The 16,707-nt window shown below is 66.3% G+C and carries 19 protein-coding genes and 1 other RNA gene; 6 read left to right on the forward strand and 14 right to left on the reverse strand.

Going from position 1 to position 16,707, the window contains the following annotated elements; genetic code table 11:
* Nucleotides 1-177 precede the first annotated feature (177 nt).
* The 6 genes from AC06DU_RS06600 to AC06DU_RS06625 form a co-directional block, all read right to left on the reverse strand.
* Nucleotides 178-543, reverse strand: a complete 366-nt coding sequence (locus AC06DU_RS06600) for a hypothetical protein (RefSeq protein ID WP_016903723.1) — start codon at nucleotides 541-543, stop codon at nucleotides 178-180.
* Nucleotides 540-1,097, reverse strand: coding sequence for a bactofilin family protein (locus tag AC06DU_RS06605; RefSeq protein WP_478203854.1), 558 nt, complete (start codon nucleotides 1,095-1,097; stop codon nucleotides 540-542). The genes AC06DU_RS06600 and AC06DU_RS06605 overlap by 4 nt, the downstream gene beginning before the upstream one ends.
* A gap of 96 nt (nucleotides 1,098-1,193) precedes the next feature.
* Nucleotides 1,194-2,903 (reverse strand): diguanylate cyclase, encoded by a 1,710-nt coding sequence (locus AC06DU_RS06610; RefSeq protein ID WP_478203856.1) that lies wholly within the window; start codon nucleotides 2,901-2,903, stop codon nucleotides 1,194-1,196.
* A 116-nt stretch (nucleotides 2,904-3,019) separates the two neighbouring features.
* A complete protein-coding gene (locus AC06DU_RS06615; RefSeq protein WP_016904095.1) occupies nucleotides 3,020-3,346 on the reverse strand; it encodes an XAC1346 family secretion chaperone in 327 nt (108 codons plus the stop codon).
* Nucleotides 3,347-3,584: 238 nt separating this feature from the next.
* A complete protein-coding gene (locus AC06DU_RS06620) occupies nucleotides 3,585-3,926 on the reverse strand; it encodes a hypothetical protein (protein ID WP_016904096.1) in 342 nt (113 codons plus the stop codon).
* A gap of 122 nt (nucleotides 3,927-4,048) precedes the next feature.
* Complete coding sequence (locus AC06DU_RS06625; protein WP_024938012.1) at nucleotides 4,049-5,224, reverse strand: thiolase family protein; 1,176 nt, start codon at nucleotides 5,222-5,224, stop codon at nucleotides 4,049-4,051.
* A gap of 185 nt (nucleotides 5,225-5,409) precedes the next feature.
* Here AC06DU_RS06625 and AC06DU_RS06630 point away from each other — a divergent pair, with 185 nt between their 5' ends.
* On the forward strand, nucleotides 5,410-8,259 hold the full coding sequence (locus AC06DU_RS06630; RefSeq protein ID WP_478203857.1) for a S8 family serine peptidase: 2,850 nt from the start codon (nucleotides 5,410-5,412) through the stop codon (nucleotides 8,257-8,259).
* A 55-nt stretch (nucleotides 8,260-8,314) separates the two neighbouring features.
* Here the strand turns inward: AC06DU_RS06630 and AC06DU_RS06635 are convergent, their stop codons facing one another.
* The 3 genes from AC06DU_RS06635 to AC06DU_RS06645 all read right to left on the reverse strand — a co-directional run bounded on the left by AC06DU_RS06635 (nucleotide 8,315) and on the right by AC06DU_RS06645 (nucleotide 11,532).
* Nucleotides 8,315-9,415 (reverse strand): Glu/Leu/Phe/Val dehydrogenase dimerization domain-containing protein, encoded by a 1,101-nt coding sequence (locus AC06DU_RS06635; RefSeq protein ID WP_024938010.1) that lies wholly within the window; start codon nucleotides 9,413-9,415, stop codon nucleotides 8,315-8,317.
* A 155-nt stretch (nucleotides 9,416-9,570) separates the two neighbouring features.
* Nucleotides 9,571-10,821, reverse strand: a complete 1,251-nt coding sequence (locus AC06DU_RS06640) for a 2OG-Fe(II) oxygenase (RefSeq protein WP_478203859.1) — start codon at nucleotides 10,819-10,821, stop codon at nucleotides 9,571-9,573.
* 183 nt (nucleotides 10,822-11,004) lie between these two features.
* Nucleotides 11,005-11,532: a M48 family metallopeptidase gene (locus tag AC06DU_RS06645; protein WP_064485032.1), complete on the reverse strand. Its 528-nt coding sequence runs from the start codon at nucleotides 11,530-11,532 to the stop codon at nucleotides 11,005-11,007.
* Between the two features lie 175 nt (nucleotides 11,533-11,707).
* Between AC06DU_RS06645 and AC06DU_RS06650 the strand changes: the two genes are divergently transcribed.
* Nucleotides 11,708-11,881, forward strand: a complete 174-nt coding sequence (locus tag AC06DU_RS06650) for a DUF1328 domain-containing protein (RefSeq protein WP_003489471.1) — start codon at nucleotides 11,708-11,710, stop codon at nucleotides 11,879-11,881.
* A 174-nt stretch (nucleotides 11,882-12,055) separates the two neighbouring features.
* On the opposite strand, the gene AC06DU_RS06655 is transcribed toward AC06DU_RS06650, so the two are convergent.
* Nucleotides 12,056-12,310, reverse strand: a complete 255-nt coding sequence (locus AC06DU_RS06655; protein WP_024938008.1) for a DUF2789 domain-containing protein — start codon at nucleotides 12,308-12,310, stop codon at nucleotides 12,056-12,058.
* A gap of 131 nt (nucleotides 12,311-12,441) precedes the next feature.
* Here AC06DU_RS06655 and AC06DU_RS06660 point away from each other — a divergent pair, with 131 nt between their 5' ends.
* Nucleotides 12,442-12,708: a DksA/TraR family C4-type zinc finger protein gene (locus AC06DU_RS06660; RefSeq protein ID WP_054591652.1), complete on the forward strand. Its 267-nt coding sequence runs from the start codon at nucleotides 12,442-12,444 to the stop codon at nucleotides 12,706-12,708.
* Nucleotides 12,709-12,871: 163 nt separating this feature from the next.
* Here the strand turns inward: AC06DU_RS06660 and AC06DU_RS06665 are convergent, their stop codons facing one another.
* The 3 genes from AC06DU_RS06665 to AC06DU_RS06675 form a co-directional block, all read right to left on the reverse strand.
* Entirely contained in the window at nucleotides 12,872-13,465 is a 594-nt protein-coding gene (locus AC06DU_RS06665) for a mechanosensitive ion channel family protein (RefSeq protein ID WP_054591675.1), read from the reverse strand.
* A 232-nt stretch (nucleotides 13,466-13,697) separates the two neighbouring features.
* On the reverse strand, nucleotides 13,698-13,946 hold the full coding sequence (locus AC06DU_RS06670) for a hypothetical protein (protein WP_054591651.1): 249 nt from the start codon (nucleotides 13,944-13,946) through the stop codon (nucleotides 13,698-13,700).
* Nucleotides 13,947-14,069: 123 nt separating this feature from the next.
* Nucleotides 14,070-14,145, reverse strand: a non-coding RNA gene (locus AC06DU_RS06675) — sX9 sRNA.
* Between the two features lie 130 nt (nucleotides 14,146-14,275).
* Between AC06DU_RS06675 and AC06DU_RS06680 the strand changes: the two genes are divergently transcribed.
* Genes AC06DU_RS06680 through AC06DU_RS06690 form a run of 3 tightly spaced genes read left to right on the forward strand, consistent with a single transcriptional unit; the run spans nucleotide 14,276 to nucleotide 16,289 of the window.
* Nucleotides 14,276-14,863 carry an RNA polymerase sigma factor gene (locus AC06DU_RS06680; protein ID WP_024938004.1) on the forward strand — a complete coding sequence of 196 codons (588 nt, stop codon included), beginning with the start codon at nucleotides 14,276-14,278 and terminating at the stop codon, nucleotides 14,861-14,863.
* The gene (locus AC06DU_RS06685; RefSeq protein ID WP_065032050.1) at nucleotides 14,860-15,393 is read left to right on the forward strand and encodes a hypothetical protein; all 534 of its coding nucleotides are present in this window, start codon (nucleotides 14,860-14,862) and stop codon (nucleotides 15,391-15,393) included. The genes AC06DU_RS06680 and AC06DU_RS06685 overlap by 4 nt, the downstream gene beginning before the upstream one ends.
* A gap of 11 nt (nucleotides 15,394-15,404) precedes the next feature.
* The gene (locus AC06DU_RS06690; RefSeq protein WP_104555769.1) at nucleotides 15,405-16,289 is read left to right on the forward strand and encodes a DUF4097 family beta strand repeat-containing protein; all 885 of its coding nucleotides are present in this window, start codon (nucleotides 15,405-15,407) and stop codon (nucleotides 16,287-16,289) included.
* Between the two features lie 86 nt (nucleotides 16,290-16,375).
* Here the strand turns inward: AC06DU_RS06690 and AC06DU_RS06695 are convergent, their stop codons facing one another.
* Nucleotides 16,376-16,561: a hypothetical protein gene (locus AC06DU_RS06695; protein WP_010366034.1), complete on the reverse strand. Its 186-nt coding sequence runs from the start codon at nucleotides 16,559-16,561 to the stop codon at nucleotides 16,376-16,378.
* Nucleotides 16,562-16,707: the final 146 nt, after the last annotated feature.

Below are 16,707 nucleotides of genomic sequence, written 5' to 3' on the forward strand. Positions count from 1 at the left end.
CATTGCGCATCGAATAATCAGTCAGCACTCTGAAATCGAACACCCACGCAGGCGCTGGCCCGCATCATCCGCCGCGATTCCCGATTCCCGATTCCCGATTCCCGACTCCCGACTCCCGACTCCCGATTCCCGAATCCCGAATCCCGAATCCCGAATCCCGATTCCCCGCCCCAAACCCTAATGCCGCGACCGCCGCCCAGGCGAACGCACCGCAGTCGCCTCCACCGCCAGCGTAAAGCCGCGCTCCTCGCCGCCCTGCATTGCGCCGACATCCACGACCTGGCGCCGAATCTCCTCGCCCTTGCCGTTACGCACCACTACCACCACGGTGTATTCCCATGGGTCGCCATCGGCGGGATGGCGAATGGTGCCGTCGACCTTGAGCGGCACGATCGGTGCCGGCTGTGCGTGCTGCGCCGCCGCCGAGTCGAAGCGCAGGTGGTGCTTGCATGCAGGGCAGACGCTGGCGCTTTCCAGGATCGTCGCCTTGCAATGCGGGCAGCTGCGCGTGGCACCGGGCGTGCCCGGGCGGGGCGCACTCATGTGCCGTCGCTGTCTCCGCTGACGACCGGCTTGGCCGCAACGACCGGTTTGCCGGTGTCCTCGCCCCAGCCAAAATCGGCCTGGCCGCGCATGCGCGCACCCGAGGCCACGGTCAGGCTGCCGGCCTTGACGTCGCCGACCAGCACGCCGGAGGTCTGCAGCTCCACCTGCGCGGCCGATTCGATATTGCCCTCCAGCTCTCCGGCGATGATCACCTTGTTGGCGCGCACGCCGCCGTTGAGCTTGGCGCCGCGCTCGATGGTGAGATCGCCCTTGACGTTGACATCACCCTTGAAGCGGCCGGCCAGACGTACGTGACCGGCGCCCTCGATCTTGCCTTCGATGCTGATGTCGGCGGCAATCAGCGATTCCTTGGCCTCGCTCTGGCGCTGCGGTGTGGCCGCTGCGGGCGCGGCGCTCGGTGGCGCGGCGGCTGGCACCGGGGGTGTCGGGCTGGCCTCGGCAGTGAACAGCCGCCCATCGGTAGCCGGGACCTCAGGGGCTGTGGAAACGCCGTCTTTCTTGTTGGGACCTTGATCGCGCCACATCGACATCGGACTGCCTCGCTCGGGGGTCAAAACCGACTATCGCCGCGCGGACCGATCTTTTGTGTGACGGGTTACGCAAACCAGCACCGATGGCGCGCGTGCTCAGTCCACTGCGGGCGTGGCGGCGCCATGCCGCTCGACCCGGTTACGACCGCCGTGCTTGGCAACATACAAGGCCGCATCGGCCTTCTGGATCAGGCTGGCTCCCAGCTCGCCATCGACCGGGAAGCTGGCCACACCGATCGAGGCCGTCACCCGCGGCAACGAACGCGGGCCGTCGCTGACTGCCAGGGCCGCGATGTGGCCGCGAATGTCCTCGGCCACGCGCAGCGCCTCGACGCCATCGGCCTCGGGAAGAATGACCGTGAACTCTTCGCCGCCGTAGCGGCAGGCGACGTCTTCGGCACGCAGCCGGGTCAGCAGCAACTCGCCCAGCGCCGCCAGCAGCAGATCGCCGCCGGCGTGGCCCTGGCTGTCGTTGAATTGCTTGAAGTGGTCCACGTCCAGCATCAGCACCGACAACGGCAGGCCGCGGCGTGCGCAGCGCGCCAGTTCGTGGCTGAGCGATTCTTCCAGATAGCGGCGGTTGTACAGCCCGGTCAGCGGGTCGCGAATCGACTGCCGGCGCAGCGATTCGCGCAGGCGCAGATTGCTCAGCGCCAGCGACAGCTGTTCGGCAGCCGCCTCGGCGATTTCCAGGCGGGGCATCGGCCCCGGACCCGGCGAAGACAGGAACAGGAAGCCGAGCTGGGTACCTTGCGCGGACATCGGCAGGCATGCGGTGGTGACGGCGCTGCCGGGCTCGGGCGTACCGATATGCGCGCACAGCGCATCCCGGCCCAGGTCGTCGACGATGTGCGGTTGTCCACGGCGCAGCGCCCAGCACTCTTCAGACAGCAGATGTGGCGCGCTGTGCACCAGCGGCTCGCCCCAATGGCTGATCGCCTCGGCGCGATCCTGCGAGGCACGCAGCAGATACACGCTTCCGGCAACGCCCGGCAGCAGGCTGGCGAGGGTGCGGCTGCTCACCATCAGCGCCTCTTCTGCGCTGATGCAGCTTTGCAACAGGCCGGTATAGCGGCTGAGCAGATTGAGATCGGCGGTACTGCGTTGCAGCGCAACGACGCTGTCGCCCAACTCGCGATTGGCCTGCGCTGCCAGTTTCTCGGCCTGCGAGCGATGCCGCAGTTCGCGCATCAGCAAGGCATAGACGGTACCGACCACCGCCAGCCCGAACGGGATGCCGGCCAGTGCCAGCACCAGCAGCAAGGCCGCACTTTGTCGGCTGCTTTCGGCGCGCTGGGTCAGCAGCTCCTGCTCGCGTTGCACCATGGTCAGCGCCTGCTCGCGGATCGCGCTGGTGGTGCGGAAGGCGGTCTGCCGGATGCCCGCGCGGGCCGGCTCCAGGCCCTGCTGCGCGTACACGTCGAGCACGTGCTGGATCTGCTGCAGGCGCGTTTCCACCAGTCGCTGCAAGGTGTCCAGGTGCTGCACCTGGTCGGGATTGTCGACAATCAGGCGACGCAGGTTATCGAGCAGGATCGGCAGGCGCTCGACGCTGGTCTGATAGTCGAGCAGATAGGCATCGTTGCCGGTGAGCAGAAAGCCGCGCTGCGCCGATTCGGCATCCAGTACGCGCGCCTGGATCTCGTCGACCCGGCCGATCACTTCATGCGTATGCGAGACGAGCGCGGCATCGGCCAACGAGCGACGGGCACCGACAAAGATGCCGATACCGATGGCGATGAAGATCAGGGCAGAGAATGCCAGCGCCAGCTGGTTGCGGCCGCGCGCAGTAAAAGAGGAGGGCATGGACGAATGCTAGCCTGCCAGCCTCGACAACACGAGGTCGCCGTTGGCGGGAAACAAGCGCGCCGGCCCAATTTGGCCGGCGCGTTCGCAAACTGCTGATACGGTCACACGGTCAGTCAATGCTGCGGATGTTCGGCGTCGTGCTTGTCGGCGTTCTGCTCGGCCTTGTTGGCCATCTCGCGGGTCTTGTCGGCAGTCGCGTCTGCGGCATTGGCGGTTGCGCGGCTCGCATCGGCGGCCAGTTCGCGTGCTGCCACGCGTGCATCGGCGGTGGCGGCCTTGGCCTGCACGGCGGCGCGATCGGCAGCTTGTTCGGTCGCAGCCGCGGCATGCTTGGCAGCGGAGGCAGCATCGCGTTGCGCCTGCTCGGCGTCAGGGCCCTGGCAAGCGGCGAGGGTGAGAGCGGCGATGGCGCTCAGCGACAGCATGCGGATCGTCTTCATGGGTGGTCCTGTTCCTGTTCCGGTGTTGGAAGAGCGAGCTTATGCACGGGCCGATGCAGCCGGCGTCAATGCGCGGCCGGCCATTCAGCCAATGGGCGGTATGCGCTGCACACGTCGCGGCAGGGGCAGGTTCGATGCAGGAACGGCAACGCTGGTCAGGCGCTTATAAATCGCGGGCAAAGAAAAAGCCGCTGGAAACCAGCGGCTTTCTCCGAACTCGCTTGGAGCTAAGAAGTGATTACTTCTTGGCTTCTTCGGCGGTGTCCTTAGCAGCTTCGGCGGTGTTTTCAGCCGTCTTGGCAGCGTCGGCAGCCTGCTCAGCAGCAGCGTCGGTGGCGGCGCCGGAAGCAGCCTGGGCAGCGTCAGCAGCGGTGTCAGCCGAAGCAGCGGCGGTGTTGGCAGCAGCCTGAGCGGCGTCAGCCGACTGCGAGCCCGAGGCAGCAGCCTGGTCAGCAGCGGTCTGAGCGTCGGCAGCAGCTTCGTTAGCCGAAGCAGCAGCGTCCTGAGCCTGTTCCGGCTTCGAGCAAGCGGTCAGGGCCAGGCCCAGAGCCATTGCGATCAGCAGCTTGTTAATGGTCATTGTTTCAATCCTCGTCGTTAGATTAGGCAACGCGCTATTGCGCGCCCCCGACATGATGACGGTCCAAAGACCAGTGTCAAGCGTGCGCGCATTCAGTTTTGCAAAATCGCCGTTAAAAACAATTAAATCAATTCGATAGCGATGGCAGTCGCCTCGCCGCCGCCGATGCACAGGGTCGCGATTCCGCGCTTGCCACCGCGCGTGCGCAACGCATTCACCAATGTCACCACCAGGCGGGCACCGGATGCGCCGATCGGATGGCCCAAAGCGCAGGCACCGCCGTTGACGTTGACCTTGTCGTGCGAAATGCCCAGCTCGGCGATCGGCGTCATCGCCACCACGGCGAATGCTTCGTTGATTTCGAACAGATCCACCTCATCCAGTTGCCAGCCGATCTTGCCGATCAACTTCTGGATGGCAGCGACTGGCGCAGTGGTGAACCACTCAGGTTCCTGCGAGTGGGTGACATGCCCCACGATGCGCGCCAACGGTGCGATGCCACGCCGCTGCGCCTCGTCTGCGCCCATCAGCACGGTGATCGCCGCGCCATCGGAGATGCTGGACGAGCTGGCGGCGGTGACGCTGCCGTCCTTCTTGAAGGCCGGCTTCAGGGTCGGGATCTTGGCGATGTCGGATTTGGCCGGTTGCTCGTCGCTGTCGACGACCACCTCGCCCTTGCGTGTGGCCACGGTGACCGGAACGATTTCATCGGCGAACGCGCCGCTGCGCTGGGCAGCCTGCGCGCGTTCGACCGAGGCGATCGCAAACGCATCCTGATCGGCGCGGCTGAAACCGAACTTCTCGGCGGTGGCCTCGCCGAACACGCCCATCGCCTGGCCGTCGTAAGGGTTGGTCAGCCCATCCCAGGCCATGTGGTCGACCGCCTGGAAGTTGCCGTAGCGGTTGCCGGTGCGCGAATTGGGCAGCAGATGCGGCGCGTTGCTCATCGACTCCATGCCGCCGGCGACCACGATGCTGGCCGAGCCTGCCTTGATCAGATCGTGTCCGAACATGATCGCCTTCATGCCCGAGCCGCACACCTTGTTGATGGTGGTGGCGCCGGTGGAGGTGGGGATGCCTGCGGCAATGGCCGCCTGACGTGCGGGCGCCTGGCCCAGGTTGGCCGGCAGGACGCAGCCAACGATGACTTCTGAAATGTCGGCCGGCGCGACGCCGGACTGCGCCAGTGCGCCGCGGATCGCAGTGGCGGCGAGCGTCGGCGCCGGCACACCGTTGAATTGACCAAGGAACGAGCCGATGGCAGTGCGTTTGGCAGCAACGATGACGATGTCGGACATGAAGGAGATACCGTTTAAAGTGAAACGATTATCTGCCTCATGCTCGGTTCGCGCCAGCACGCTCCCGGCGCTGCGACATTCGCTACGCAATCAGCTGCGACAGCCGTGTGAGGATGCAGTATAAAGACGGCGTTCGGGCCCGGGATTGGGCCCTATCCATGGAATGGGTTCGGGGAGAGCATCAAATGAACAAGACAGACGTCGCCAGGACTGTCCTGGCCTCGGCGTTGGCCGTGGCGTTGACCGCGTGTGGCGGCGGTGGTGGGGGCGGTGGTATCCGTCCGAGTACACCGACGGCACCGCCACCGACGTCGCCACCGCCGCCACCGCCGCCGACTTCACCGCCACCGCCTCCGCCGCCGGTGGTGGCACCGCCGACGACCCCGGAACCCGCATTCGACGCGCATCTGGCGCTGACCAACGCACGCGCTGCGCAGGCGTTGGGGTTCACCGGTGCGGGCTATCGCATCGGCGTGATCGATACCGGCATCAATTCCAATCATCCGGCCTTGCAGGGGCGGGTCAGCAACAGCTTCATCTATGTGGATCCGCGTACCAACAATGTCGCTGCGGGCGATGTGGTGGGCCACGGCACGGTGGTCGCGCAGCTGGCAGCCGGGCGCGCAGTGGGCCAGTGGCCGGGCGGCATCGCCAGCGGCGCCGGCCTGGTGTCGGCACGCATCATCAGCGACGAAGCGCCGGACGATGACGGCAGCGGTCAGGGCAACGAGGTCGATGGCCCGCTTGGCCTGGGGCCGGTGCATGCCGATCTGATCAGTGCCGGCGTGCGCATCATGAACAATTCCTGGGGCGGGCTGTATTGGAACGACCCGGCGGTGACCAACCAGATTGCGCAGGAATACCGGCCGTTCGTCATCGGCAACGATGGGTTGGTGGTGTTCGCGTCGGGTAACGAGTCGCGAGCGCAACCCTCCGATACCGCCGCGCTGCCCAGCCAGCTGGGCCCGAACGGCACGCTGCCGGCCGCCGATCTGGAGCGCGGCTGGCTGGTCGTCGCTGCGCTGGATACCGCCAATCCCACGCAGCTGGCCTCGTACTCCAATGCCTGTGGCGTGGCGATGCGCTATTGCCTGGTGGCACCGGGCACCTCGATGTTCCTCGACCCCGATGCGACCGCCAGCAACATCCGCTACTTCTACGGCAGCGGCACCTCGTTTGCGGCGCCATTGGTCTCCGGTGCGGCTGCGCTGGTGTGGCAGGCGTTTCCGTACTTCAGCAACGATCTGGTGCGGCAGACGCTATTGGGAACGGCCACCGATCTGGGTGCGGCCGGCGTCGACCCGACCTTCGGCTACGGCCTGCTCAATGTCGGCAAGGCAGTGTTGGGGCCGGCGCGCTTTGATTGGGGCACGGTGGATGTCACCGTCAACACCTTGCGTTCCACCTGGGCCAACGACATCAGTGGCACGGGTGGCCTGACCAAACGCGGCACCGGTACGCTGGTGTTGAGCAGTGGCGCCAATACGTTCAACGGCGACACCCAGGTGCTGGGCGGCACCTTGCAGACGGCCAGTCTGCAGAGTGCGCGCGTTGGTATCGCCAATGGTGCGACGTTGATCGGTGCGGGCAGGATCGGCGGACGGGTCGATAACGCCGGCACCCTGCAGGTCAACAGTGCGACGCTGTCGATCGCGGGCAATTACACGCAGGCCAGCAACGGTCGCCTTGCCTTGAACGTGGGCGACCGGGTGAACGTGACCGGGACCGCGACGATTGCAGGTGATCTGCAAGTGCTCGGCCGCCGCGATTACGTGGTCGACAACGCGACCTACACGCTGTTGCAAGCCAGCAGCGGGTTGCAGGGCACGTTCGACACGCTCAGCCGCGGCGCGGCCGTGACCTTCCTGGATGCCTCGCTGACGTACGACAGCAATACGGCTTACCTTGCCTTGCGCAGCTTGAATGCCACCGCCGTTGCCGCCACGCTGGGCATGACCGGCACGGCAGCGATGGATTCGGCAATCCGCGTCGAGCAGGCGTTCCAGCAAGTGGATGCGCAGCAACTGCAGGGCACTGGCGGCATCAGCAGCGGGTTTATCCGCGCCGCAGCGGCGTTGCAGCAGTCGCCGGATGCCAAGGCTGCCGCCGATTCGCTGCGCAGTCTGTCCGGGCGTGCGCATGCCGAGTCGGCAGCGATGACCTTCGACACCATCGATCTGGGGCGGCGTGCGTTGGCCTCGCATTTTGATGGATTGTCGCAGCAGCCGCGCATGCTGGGCGTCTGGCAACGCGCGCTCGGTGGGCCGGGCGAGGGTGGTGTGACCACCGCAGGATTCGCCACCTCCGGCTGGATGATGGGCAACGACCTGCGCCTGGCGTCGGGCGCAGTCACTGGCTTTGCCTTCGGCGAAACGCGCTCCAACAGCCTGGGCGATCTGGACGGTGCACGCGGGCGCGATCGGCAGGTGCAGGGGCAGTTGTACTGGGGTACCACGCTGGGGTCGGCGTACACGCTGAGCCAGTTGGGTTTCGGCAACGTCAACCGGCAGATCGAGCGCAGCCTGCAGTTGGGCGAAGACCGCAGCAGTGCCTTCAGCGACTACAGCGGCAGTTACCTCAGCGGCAACCTGGAAACCGGGTATCGCCTGGGTGGCGCGCGCGCCAGCCTGACACCCTACATGGGGCTGGATTACGTGCGTCTGCGCAGCGAGGGATTCCGCGAAAGCGGTGGCGACGGCTTCGGCTTGCGCGCCGATGCCAGCACCTCCGCGCGCACCCAGGTGCTGGCAGGTATTCGTTCGTCCTATCGCTGGCGCGGCGTGCAGCTCGGCGGTTATGCCGAATGGCAGCAGGCGTTGAGCAGCGAAGGCCTGACGCTGGATGCCAGCTTCATCGGCGTGGACGCATGGGCGCCGTTGCGCGGCATGCAGCCGGCGCGCTCGGGTGGTCTGTTCGGCATCACCGCGGCCGCGCCGTTGGGGCCGCAGAGCCAGTTGCGCTTCGGCTACGACCAGCGGGTGGGCGAGCGCGGTGACGATCGTGCGCTGAGCCTGCGTTACAGCGCCGATTTCTGATCGGCGCGTCTGATCGGTGGTTCATCTGTCCAGGCAAGATGCCTGGACAGGTGGGTCACTCACCGCGCAGCTTGTGCAGGAAGCGCGGTGCGGTGCGGCCCAGCGGCAGTTTGAGCTTGCTGATGGCCTCGATACGCGCCTCGGCAATCTGGTCGGCCGCCTGCTGCGGCGCGACGCCCAAGCGGGAGGACAGGTCGAAGACCTTTTCCAGGTTGTGATAGATGCTGCGGATCAGGCGCATCGCACGTTCGCGGTTGTAGCCGTCGATCTCCAGCGACACGTTCATTACGCCACCGGCATTGACCACGTAATCGGGCGCATACAGGATGCCGCGCTTGTGCAGCTCTTCGCCGATGGCGGCGCTGGCGAGCTGGTTGTTGGCGGTGCCGCAGATGATCTTGGCCTTCAACCGCGGCAACGTGTCTTCGTTGATCGCGCCTTCCAGTGCGCAGGGTGCGAACACATCGGCCGGCACCTGGTAGATCTCCTCGATGCTGACCGCTTCGGCACCGTATTCGGCCACCGCGCGATCCACCAGCGCCGGGTTCAGATCGGCCACATAGAGTTTGGCGCCGCGTTCCTTGAGCAGCTTCACCAGCTCCATGCCGATATGGCCCAGGCCCTGGATCGCGATGCTGGTCTTGCCGACTTCCTCGTGGCCGAGCCTGCGATTGAGCGAGGCCATTAACGCCTGCAACGCACCGTAGGCGGTGAACGGGGCCGGGTCGCCAGAGCCGCGATGCACCTGGTGCACGCCGGTGACGTACTCGCTCTCCAGATAGATCTGTTCCATGTCGTTGACGTCGGTGCCGACGTCTTCGGAGGTGATGTAGCGCCCGCCCAGGGTGTCGACAAAACGGCCGAATGCGCGGAACAGCGCCTCGCTCTTGTCGCTTTTGGGGTCGCCGATGATCACCGCCTTGCCGCCGCCGACATTCAATCCCGCCAGCGCGTTCTTGTAGGTCATGGTGCGGCTGAGCCGCAGCGCATCGTCCAGCGCCGCCTCGCTGTTGGGGTAGGGGCGCATGCGCACGCCACCCAGCGCGGGCCCGAGACGGGTGCTGTGCAACGCGATGATCGCTTTCAGGCCGGCGTCGCGGTTGTGACAGAAAATCACCTGCTCGTGGCCGGTGGTGTCGAGGGTTTCGAAAAGCATCGAAGGCTCCGCGGGGCTGCGTGATGTGCCTTCCCTGAGGCCGGGCCGGAACCCGTGCAATGGGAAACAAAAACGCGACGTCTGCAGACCCTGTCCGATCACGTCGCGCTGCAACATTTTAAACCACGTCGGCGGGGGCTAGTGTATGAATCTGTTCACCAATGCCGATAGCGCTGCTGCCGGAACCACAGCGTTCCCAGCCATTTGCTCCCTGCGCTGACCGGCAGGCCGGCGTGCAGCGAGTCGGGGTCGGGGCGGCCATCGGCATGCAGATTGTCGAAGCACACCACCGACCCGGCACGTGGACGCACGCGCACGCCCGCGACCGGGAAGTCGGTATCGCCCCCCGCGTCGACGTCGTTGAGGTAGACGCAGGCGGTGCGCAGGCGATTGCCGGCAGTGGGGCGGTCGGCGGCGATCGTGCCGGGCGGCAGGTAGTCGCGATGCGCGTGGTACTGCTCACCCGGCGCGTAGCACAGCACCGACAGCGCTTCGGCATGGGTCAGCGGCAGCTGCGCGCAGGCCGCCACGCGCGCCTGCGCCGCACGCGCGGCAAAGTCTTCGAGGATGGGGTCCAGGGTGGCGCCGCGGCTGGTGCGGATCGGCGCGCGGCGCGTGCGCGCATCGTCGGGGTCGACCACCTCGGAGGCGCGCAGATGCGGCCGCGCCAGCAACATCAACAGGCGGCACTCGTCGGTAGATAGCACGCCGCAGACTTCTTCGATCATGGGCGCGTCGTGGCGGCGCGTTGCGACATGTCGGGCAGCGAAACGGATGCGGGGATCGTCGATGAGCGGATCCGGCGGCGTGATCTGCACGGCAGGCGCCGCGGCGATACCCAGCGGCTGCAATTGCCGCAGCAGCTGCGCCGCGGCGTCGGGTTGTGGCCGGACGCCTTCGCCACGCAGCAGGCGCTCGGCCAATAGCGCGGCAGCCAGTACGTCACCGGCTGCCGCAGCGCGCTCCAGCAAGGCAACGCAGTTGCGTTGCTGCGCGGGGTGATCGATCCGGCCGTGCTGGATGGCCAGCGCGCGCAGCGCAGGCGGGTAGCTGGCTGCGGCCGCTGCATGCAAGCGGGATTGCGCCTGCGTGTCGAGCACCAACAGGGCGTCGGTGACGGCCACGGTCGCCAACAGATAGCGCGCTGCCGCAACATCCTGGCGCTCGGCGTGTTGCCAGTGCTCCTGCGCACGGGCCAGGTCCACCTCGCAACCCACACCGTAGGCCAGCATGCGGCCGGCTTCGATCTGCGCGCCGGCATCGCCTGCGGCCGCACTGCGCGTGTACCAGGCCAGCGCCTGCTCGGGCTGCCCGGTGCGCACCAATGCATGTGCCAGCGCCGTCATTGCTGCGGGGTGGGCGGTCTGTGCGGCCTGGGTGAGCTGCTGGAGGGACGGTGCCTGCATGGAGGCATTCTAGGAGAGGCCGGCAACCCTGTCGTGCCTGATCCCAGGCGGGCGCCGCTGCGGCCCGCATAGGTCGATGGCGGCCTCGCCGAGATCAGTGCAGGTCGCGCGTCCCCGGCGGAAGACCGGTCGCCATGGACGGGTGGTCGCGGCGATGGGCTGCCTCGTCCAGCCGGTGCACGATCACGCGTCCGTGGCCAGCGCCAGGTGGGTCAGATACAGGCGCAGGTCGAACTCCAGTTGGTGGTAGTCCGGGCTCATGTGGTTGCACAGCTGGTAGAAGGCCTTATTGTGATCGGCCTCCTTCAGATGCGCCAGTTCGTGGGCGACGATCATCTGCAGGAACGGTTCGGGCGCATCGCGAAAGATCGAGGCGATGCGGATCTCGCGGCTGGCCTTGAGCCGGCTGCCGTGGACGCGCGAGATCGCCGTATGCGTACCCAGCGCATGCTTCACCACCTGCAGATGGTTGTCGTAGAGCGCCTTGTGCAGCGTGGGCGAGGAGCGCATGTAGCGCTCCTTCATGGCCTTGACGTAGTCGTACAACTGCCGGTCGGTGCGGATGCTGTGGCGATCCGGGTAGCGGCGTGCCAGCACCAGGGCGAGTTTGTCCTGCGCGATCAGCTCGCGCACCTGATCCAGGACGGCGGGTGGGTAGCCGGCGAGATAGCGAAGAGTGTCCATGCCAATCGATTGCTGCGAGCTGCACATGATCGCCGATGCAGGCGCTGCTGGCGAATCTGCACGCGCGAATGTGGCGGCATGTGTCAGGCGTATTCACGAATGCGGCACATCCGGATGCGTAGCGTGCAGCGCATGTTTTGCGGCACAACTGCGCAAGCACACGACTGAACACGGCACCGTGCCGGATGAGGAGACAACAAACATGATCAAGTGGGCCATTATTTTCGCCATCATCGGACTGATTGCCGGTGCACTCGGGTTTGGCGGCATGGCGGGCGCTGCAATGGGGATTGCCAAGTTCCTGTTCTGGGCCGGCATCATCATCGCCATCGTGCTGTTCGTGCTCGGCATGACGATCGCCAAAAAGGTGACCTGACGCCCGAGGCGTGCATCGGCATGCGGTTCGCATGCCGGCTACATCGCCCGGAGTGCAAAGGAGCGGCCAGTGGCCGCTCCTTTTTTTTATTCCTGCAAGCTAATCAACCAACAAAACGACAAGCCGGCCGCGAGCGAGGTCTAGCGCAGGACACTCGCTGCGTTCTTGCGCGGATCAGACGCCAGTGTCTTCGGCAGTGGTGTGCAAGGCGATATTGAGTTGATCGATGGTCACGATCCAGTCGGCATCGTCGAGGCGCTCTTCACGCAGCAGCTGCGCCTGCGCCGGTGTCCAGAAGGGCGCTTCCTCCAGGCGCATGTCGCCCGGCAGCGGAGAGTGTTCGTCGATGAAGCTGCGGATGCTGACCTCATCCGACGGCAGGCCCAACTGGGCGAATAATTCGGAGAACGGGTGGACGTGTTGTTCCATTGCGACTTCCTCGAAGAGTGCGAATGGGCGGATGCTAAAGCACCTGATTTGAGCGCGCTGTGCACGTCCGGCTTGGATTTGCCTGGGCGCATGCCCATATTTGAGTTCTGAGCAGACAAGCCGAGGCGAACATGGCGACCGGATGGGCAGGTGATGGGGCGGTGCAGGACCAGATCGATGCGACCGTCGAGGACGCGATCAAGCGCGCGCGGAGCCAGCTGCATCGGGGCCCGAGCCTGACTCACTGCGAGGAGTGCGATGCGCCCATCCCCGAGGCGCGCCGCAAGGCAGTACCGGGCGTGCACCTGTGCGTGAACTGTCAGCAGGCGCACGACCAGGAGCAGGCGGCGCAAGGCGGCTACAACCGTCGTGGCAGCAAGGACAGCCAGCTGCGTTGATTGCCATGCGGCTTCAGCGCAACCGGCAAACGACTGCGCTTGCCGACAGGCGGCTGCGGCCTTCGCTTTGCACCTACATGCGACATTCGCACGTCGTGTCCTTGCGACGCGCCGACCGAGTCACCCGATAACGGCTCACTACGTCTTTTCAGACGCCCTGCCCTCAGTTGGCGTTGAAGTGGCTGGTCTCGCGCCAACGGCGCGTGGTGCGCTGGAAGAACAGGCTGTTGGGAACCTGCAGTACGCTGCCGGCGTGGTCGCCGGTTTCTTCCAGGGTCGTGTAAATGACGTTGATGTCGATCACCCGGCCCTTCAGGCCGGGCTTGTCGCCGCCTTCCAGCAGCTCGATGTGGTCGTGTAGGCGGAACGGGCGCGTGGTGATGATCAGGAAGGTGCAAAAGATATTGGACAGCACGCTCCATGCCGCGAAGAACGCCACGGCACCGACCGCCGCGAATCCGGTGAACGCGGTCCACAAGGTGCCGCTGGAGACGCCCAGCACGTTCAGTACCGTCAGCACCGCGGTGACGGAGATGACGAAGCTGCCCACGCGACGGATGCCGATCATCATTTCCGCCGGCAGGCTGTAGCGCGTACACAGGCGGCGTAGCACTTGCCGCAGCAGTAACCGAACCAGCGCGGCAACGGCGAGGATCAGCACGATCTGGACCGTCAGCACTGCCACGGTCAGCCACTGCGGATTCCAGTGCGGCAGCAGGCTACGGATCATGGTGGGCAAAGCGTCGGACGCGGACATCGGATCGTGCAGGTTCACAGAGAACGCCCATTGTAACGGGGGCGTCATTGCGCAGCCGGTGCGCGGGGTGAACGCGCGCCCAGCGGTGGCGGCAGAGAGATTGAGTCAAGGGCGCTGCGATGGATTGCGGCACCATAGCTGTACGTGCCCGGGACGCTCGTTGCCATGCGCATCGATGGAGGCCAACACGGCGATACAGCAGCGACCGAATCCATGATGACGCTGCAACCGGTCAACGCATAGAACTGCGGCCATGCGCGGACAATGCGACAACACGCCGCCACAGCTGCTCGGCGCGGCGTACCGGCAACCAGTGCGCCGGTGAGTTCAGCTCGACGCATGACAGCCGCATCGACGGCAGGTGCAGCAGGCAGGCCTGCAGGCGCGCAGGCGTCAGCGTGAGCTGCACTGCATCCATCGGCAGCGGGGCCGGGCACTGGGTGGAGCACAGGCTCAGCAGTATTCCGAGAACATGTGGCATGGCAACGTCCGATCAGGGGGCCTGCGCCTGGAGCGGCCAACGGCCATGCTCCCGGCAAACGATGCGGCGCAGGATTGCGCCATCGCAGGCTTGGATGCGGCGAACGGCGAAAGGGTTTAGAACGGCAAAAAAGGAAGCGAGCAGTCGTCAGGTGGGTAAGGACGGCACGCTCTGAACCGAAGTGGCACCACGGGGCCATGCCGATTCCGACCACCGGCCGCGCCCGCCGGGCGGCGGCGCAGTAGGCTGGTCGGTCGCGACCGGAACCGTGCTCGAAAAAACCTGGGCGCGGTTTAAACCTTTGTGCTGCCCGGCGCATCGAAGTGGATATGCTCGACACCTCCATGCCCATCGATGCCTCAGCTTGTGACGGTCCGGCCGGACGCGATGACGCGGCGCTGGCGCGTGCCGCTGCAGGCGGCGATCGCACCGCCTACGAGGCCATCTACCGCCGTCATGCGCCGCGCCTGTATGCGGTGGTGTGGCGGCTATGCGGGGGTAATGCGGCACGTGCCGACGATGTGCTGCAGGAGACCTTCATTGCCGCGTGGAAGGCCTTGCCGCAATTCCGCTTCCAGAGCGCGCTGGGCACCTGGCTGCACCGGCTGGCCGTCAATACGGCCCTGATGGAGCTGCGTGCGCGTTCGGCTGCGGGCGATCAGATGGTGGACGATGCCGATGGCGAGATCCTCGCCGCCATTCCAGGTGTCGCAGCCTGCCAGGCCACCCAGATGGATCTGGAGCGCGCGCTGGAGACGCTGCCGCCGCGCGCACGCGCGGTACTGGTGTTGCACGACATCGAAGGCTGGAAACATCAGGAAATTGCCGACGAACTGCAGATGGCGGTCGGCAGTTCCAAGGCGCAACTGCATCGCGCGCGCGGCCTGCTGCGCGTGCGGCTGGGAGACATTGCATGAATCACGATCCGCTTGATCCGCACGCAACCGATGACGCCGCGTTGTCCGCGCGTCTGCGTGCGTTGCCGCAACAACGTCAGCCACCGGCACAGCTCTGGGAGCGCATCGCGCCCGCACTGACGCCGCACACCAACGTGGTTGCCCTGCAGCCGCGCCGCCAGCGTGCCTGGGCCTGGCCCGCGTTCGGTGTGGCGCTTGCTGCTGCGCTGGCCGTGGTGGCGATCGTGCCAGGGCTCGATCGCTCGACCCAGGCGCCAGCGCCAGCGTCGGCGCGCCCTGGCCTGGTGGCGCAGGCGCAGGCAATGGCCGGGCAGTACCAGCAGGCCATCGATGCAGTGCCGGTGCAGCAGGTGCCGGCCGATCTGCGCCCGGCGCTGGCCGAGCTGGACCAGAGTGCGCAGGCCATCCACCACGCCATCGCGCAGAGTCCGCGCTCTGCATTCCTGTTGTCGCAGCTGCAACGCACCTATGCCAAGCGCCTGCAACTGACCCGTCTTGCCGCGCAGGGCGAGACGTCCTTTCCAAGCTGAGGAGCATGCCCATGCGTTACGCCCATCTATCCGTGTTGTTGCTGCTTGCGTTTTGCGCACTGCCGGCGGCAGCGCAGACCACCGTGAAGCAGAGCCATCCGCTGACGCGCGGCGGGCGCGTGGAGCTGGACAACATCGCCGGGCAGATCCGCGTGCGCGGCTGGGACCGTGACGACGTGGCGCTGACCGGCACCCTGGGCGAAGGGCAACGCCTGGAGGTGGATGAAAGTCCGGACCGGCTGCAGTTCGAGGTGATCTACCCGCGTAACAACCGCAACAGCAGGGGGGCCCAACTGGAGCTGCGGGTTCCGCGCGCGGCGCTGCTGGAGGTGGAGGCGGTGAGTGCCTCGGTGGATGTCGATCAGGTCGATCTGGCGCGGTTGCAGCTCAAGTCGGTCAGCGGCAACGTGGTCGCAGCCGGACGCGCCAGGGAAGCGCAACTGGAAACCGTCAGCGGCGCTCTGCGCAGCACGGTGGCCAGCGCACGGCTGAGCCTTGGCACGGTCAGCGGGCAGATCGATGCGCCGGCCGGCGCCAGCGGCGTAGTGTCGGTCGAGTCCGTTTCCGGCCAGATCCGGGTCGGCGCGGGGCAGGTGTCGCAGCTGCGCGCCGAGAGCGTGTCCGGCGCAACGGCGCTGACGGTGGCCGGTCTGGCGCCGGGCGGCAGCATCGCTGCGGAGAGCGTCAGTGGCACCATCAGCCTGGGTGTGCCGCGCAACGTGTCGGCAGCGCTGCAGGTGGAGGTGTTCAGCGGCGACATCCGTTCGGTGGCCGGGCAGGTGGAGCGGCCGGAGTACGGCCCGGGCAAGAGCCTGAGAACCCGGCTGGGGGCCGGCAATGGCGACATCAAACTCGAGTCGCATTCCGGCTCGGTGCGCATCGATTACGGCAACTGAGCGGCTGCGCCAACTGTGGCCGGAAACGAACGTGCCACCTTGCAGTGGCACGTCGGTACAACGCTTCGGCTTGCGGGGGGTGACGCTTAGGCGATCTTGTCGCCATCGTTACGCGCAGGGCCGAAGTTGGTGGTGAGCACTTCGATCCGGCCGCCGGTCTTGCGGAACGCGGCGATGTCGGCAGCGATGCGCTCACGACTGAGCGGCTGCGACTTGCCTTCGCTGCGAGCGATGCTGGGCTGGGATTTCTGCTTGGTCGCGGGACGTGCCATGTGGCCTCCTGTAGCGGGGAAGTGCGATGACACCGCGTGCGGCTAGGGTGGCGCGCGCGGAAGCGGTGTCGAGAGGTGCGGTCGCGTTCGGTGCGCAATCGCGGCGGCACGGCAAGCGTGCCTTGCTGACAAGCCGGCTAAGCGGT

It is taken from the genome of Xanthomonas sp. NCPPB 3200 (assembly GCF_056393585.1).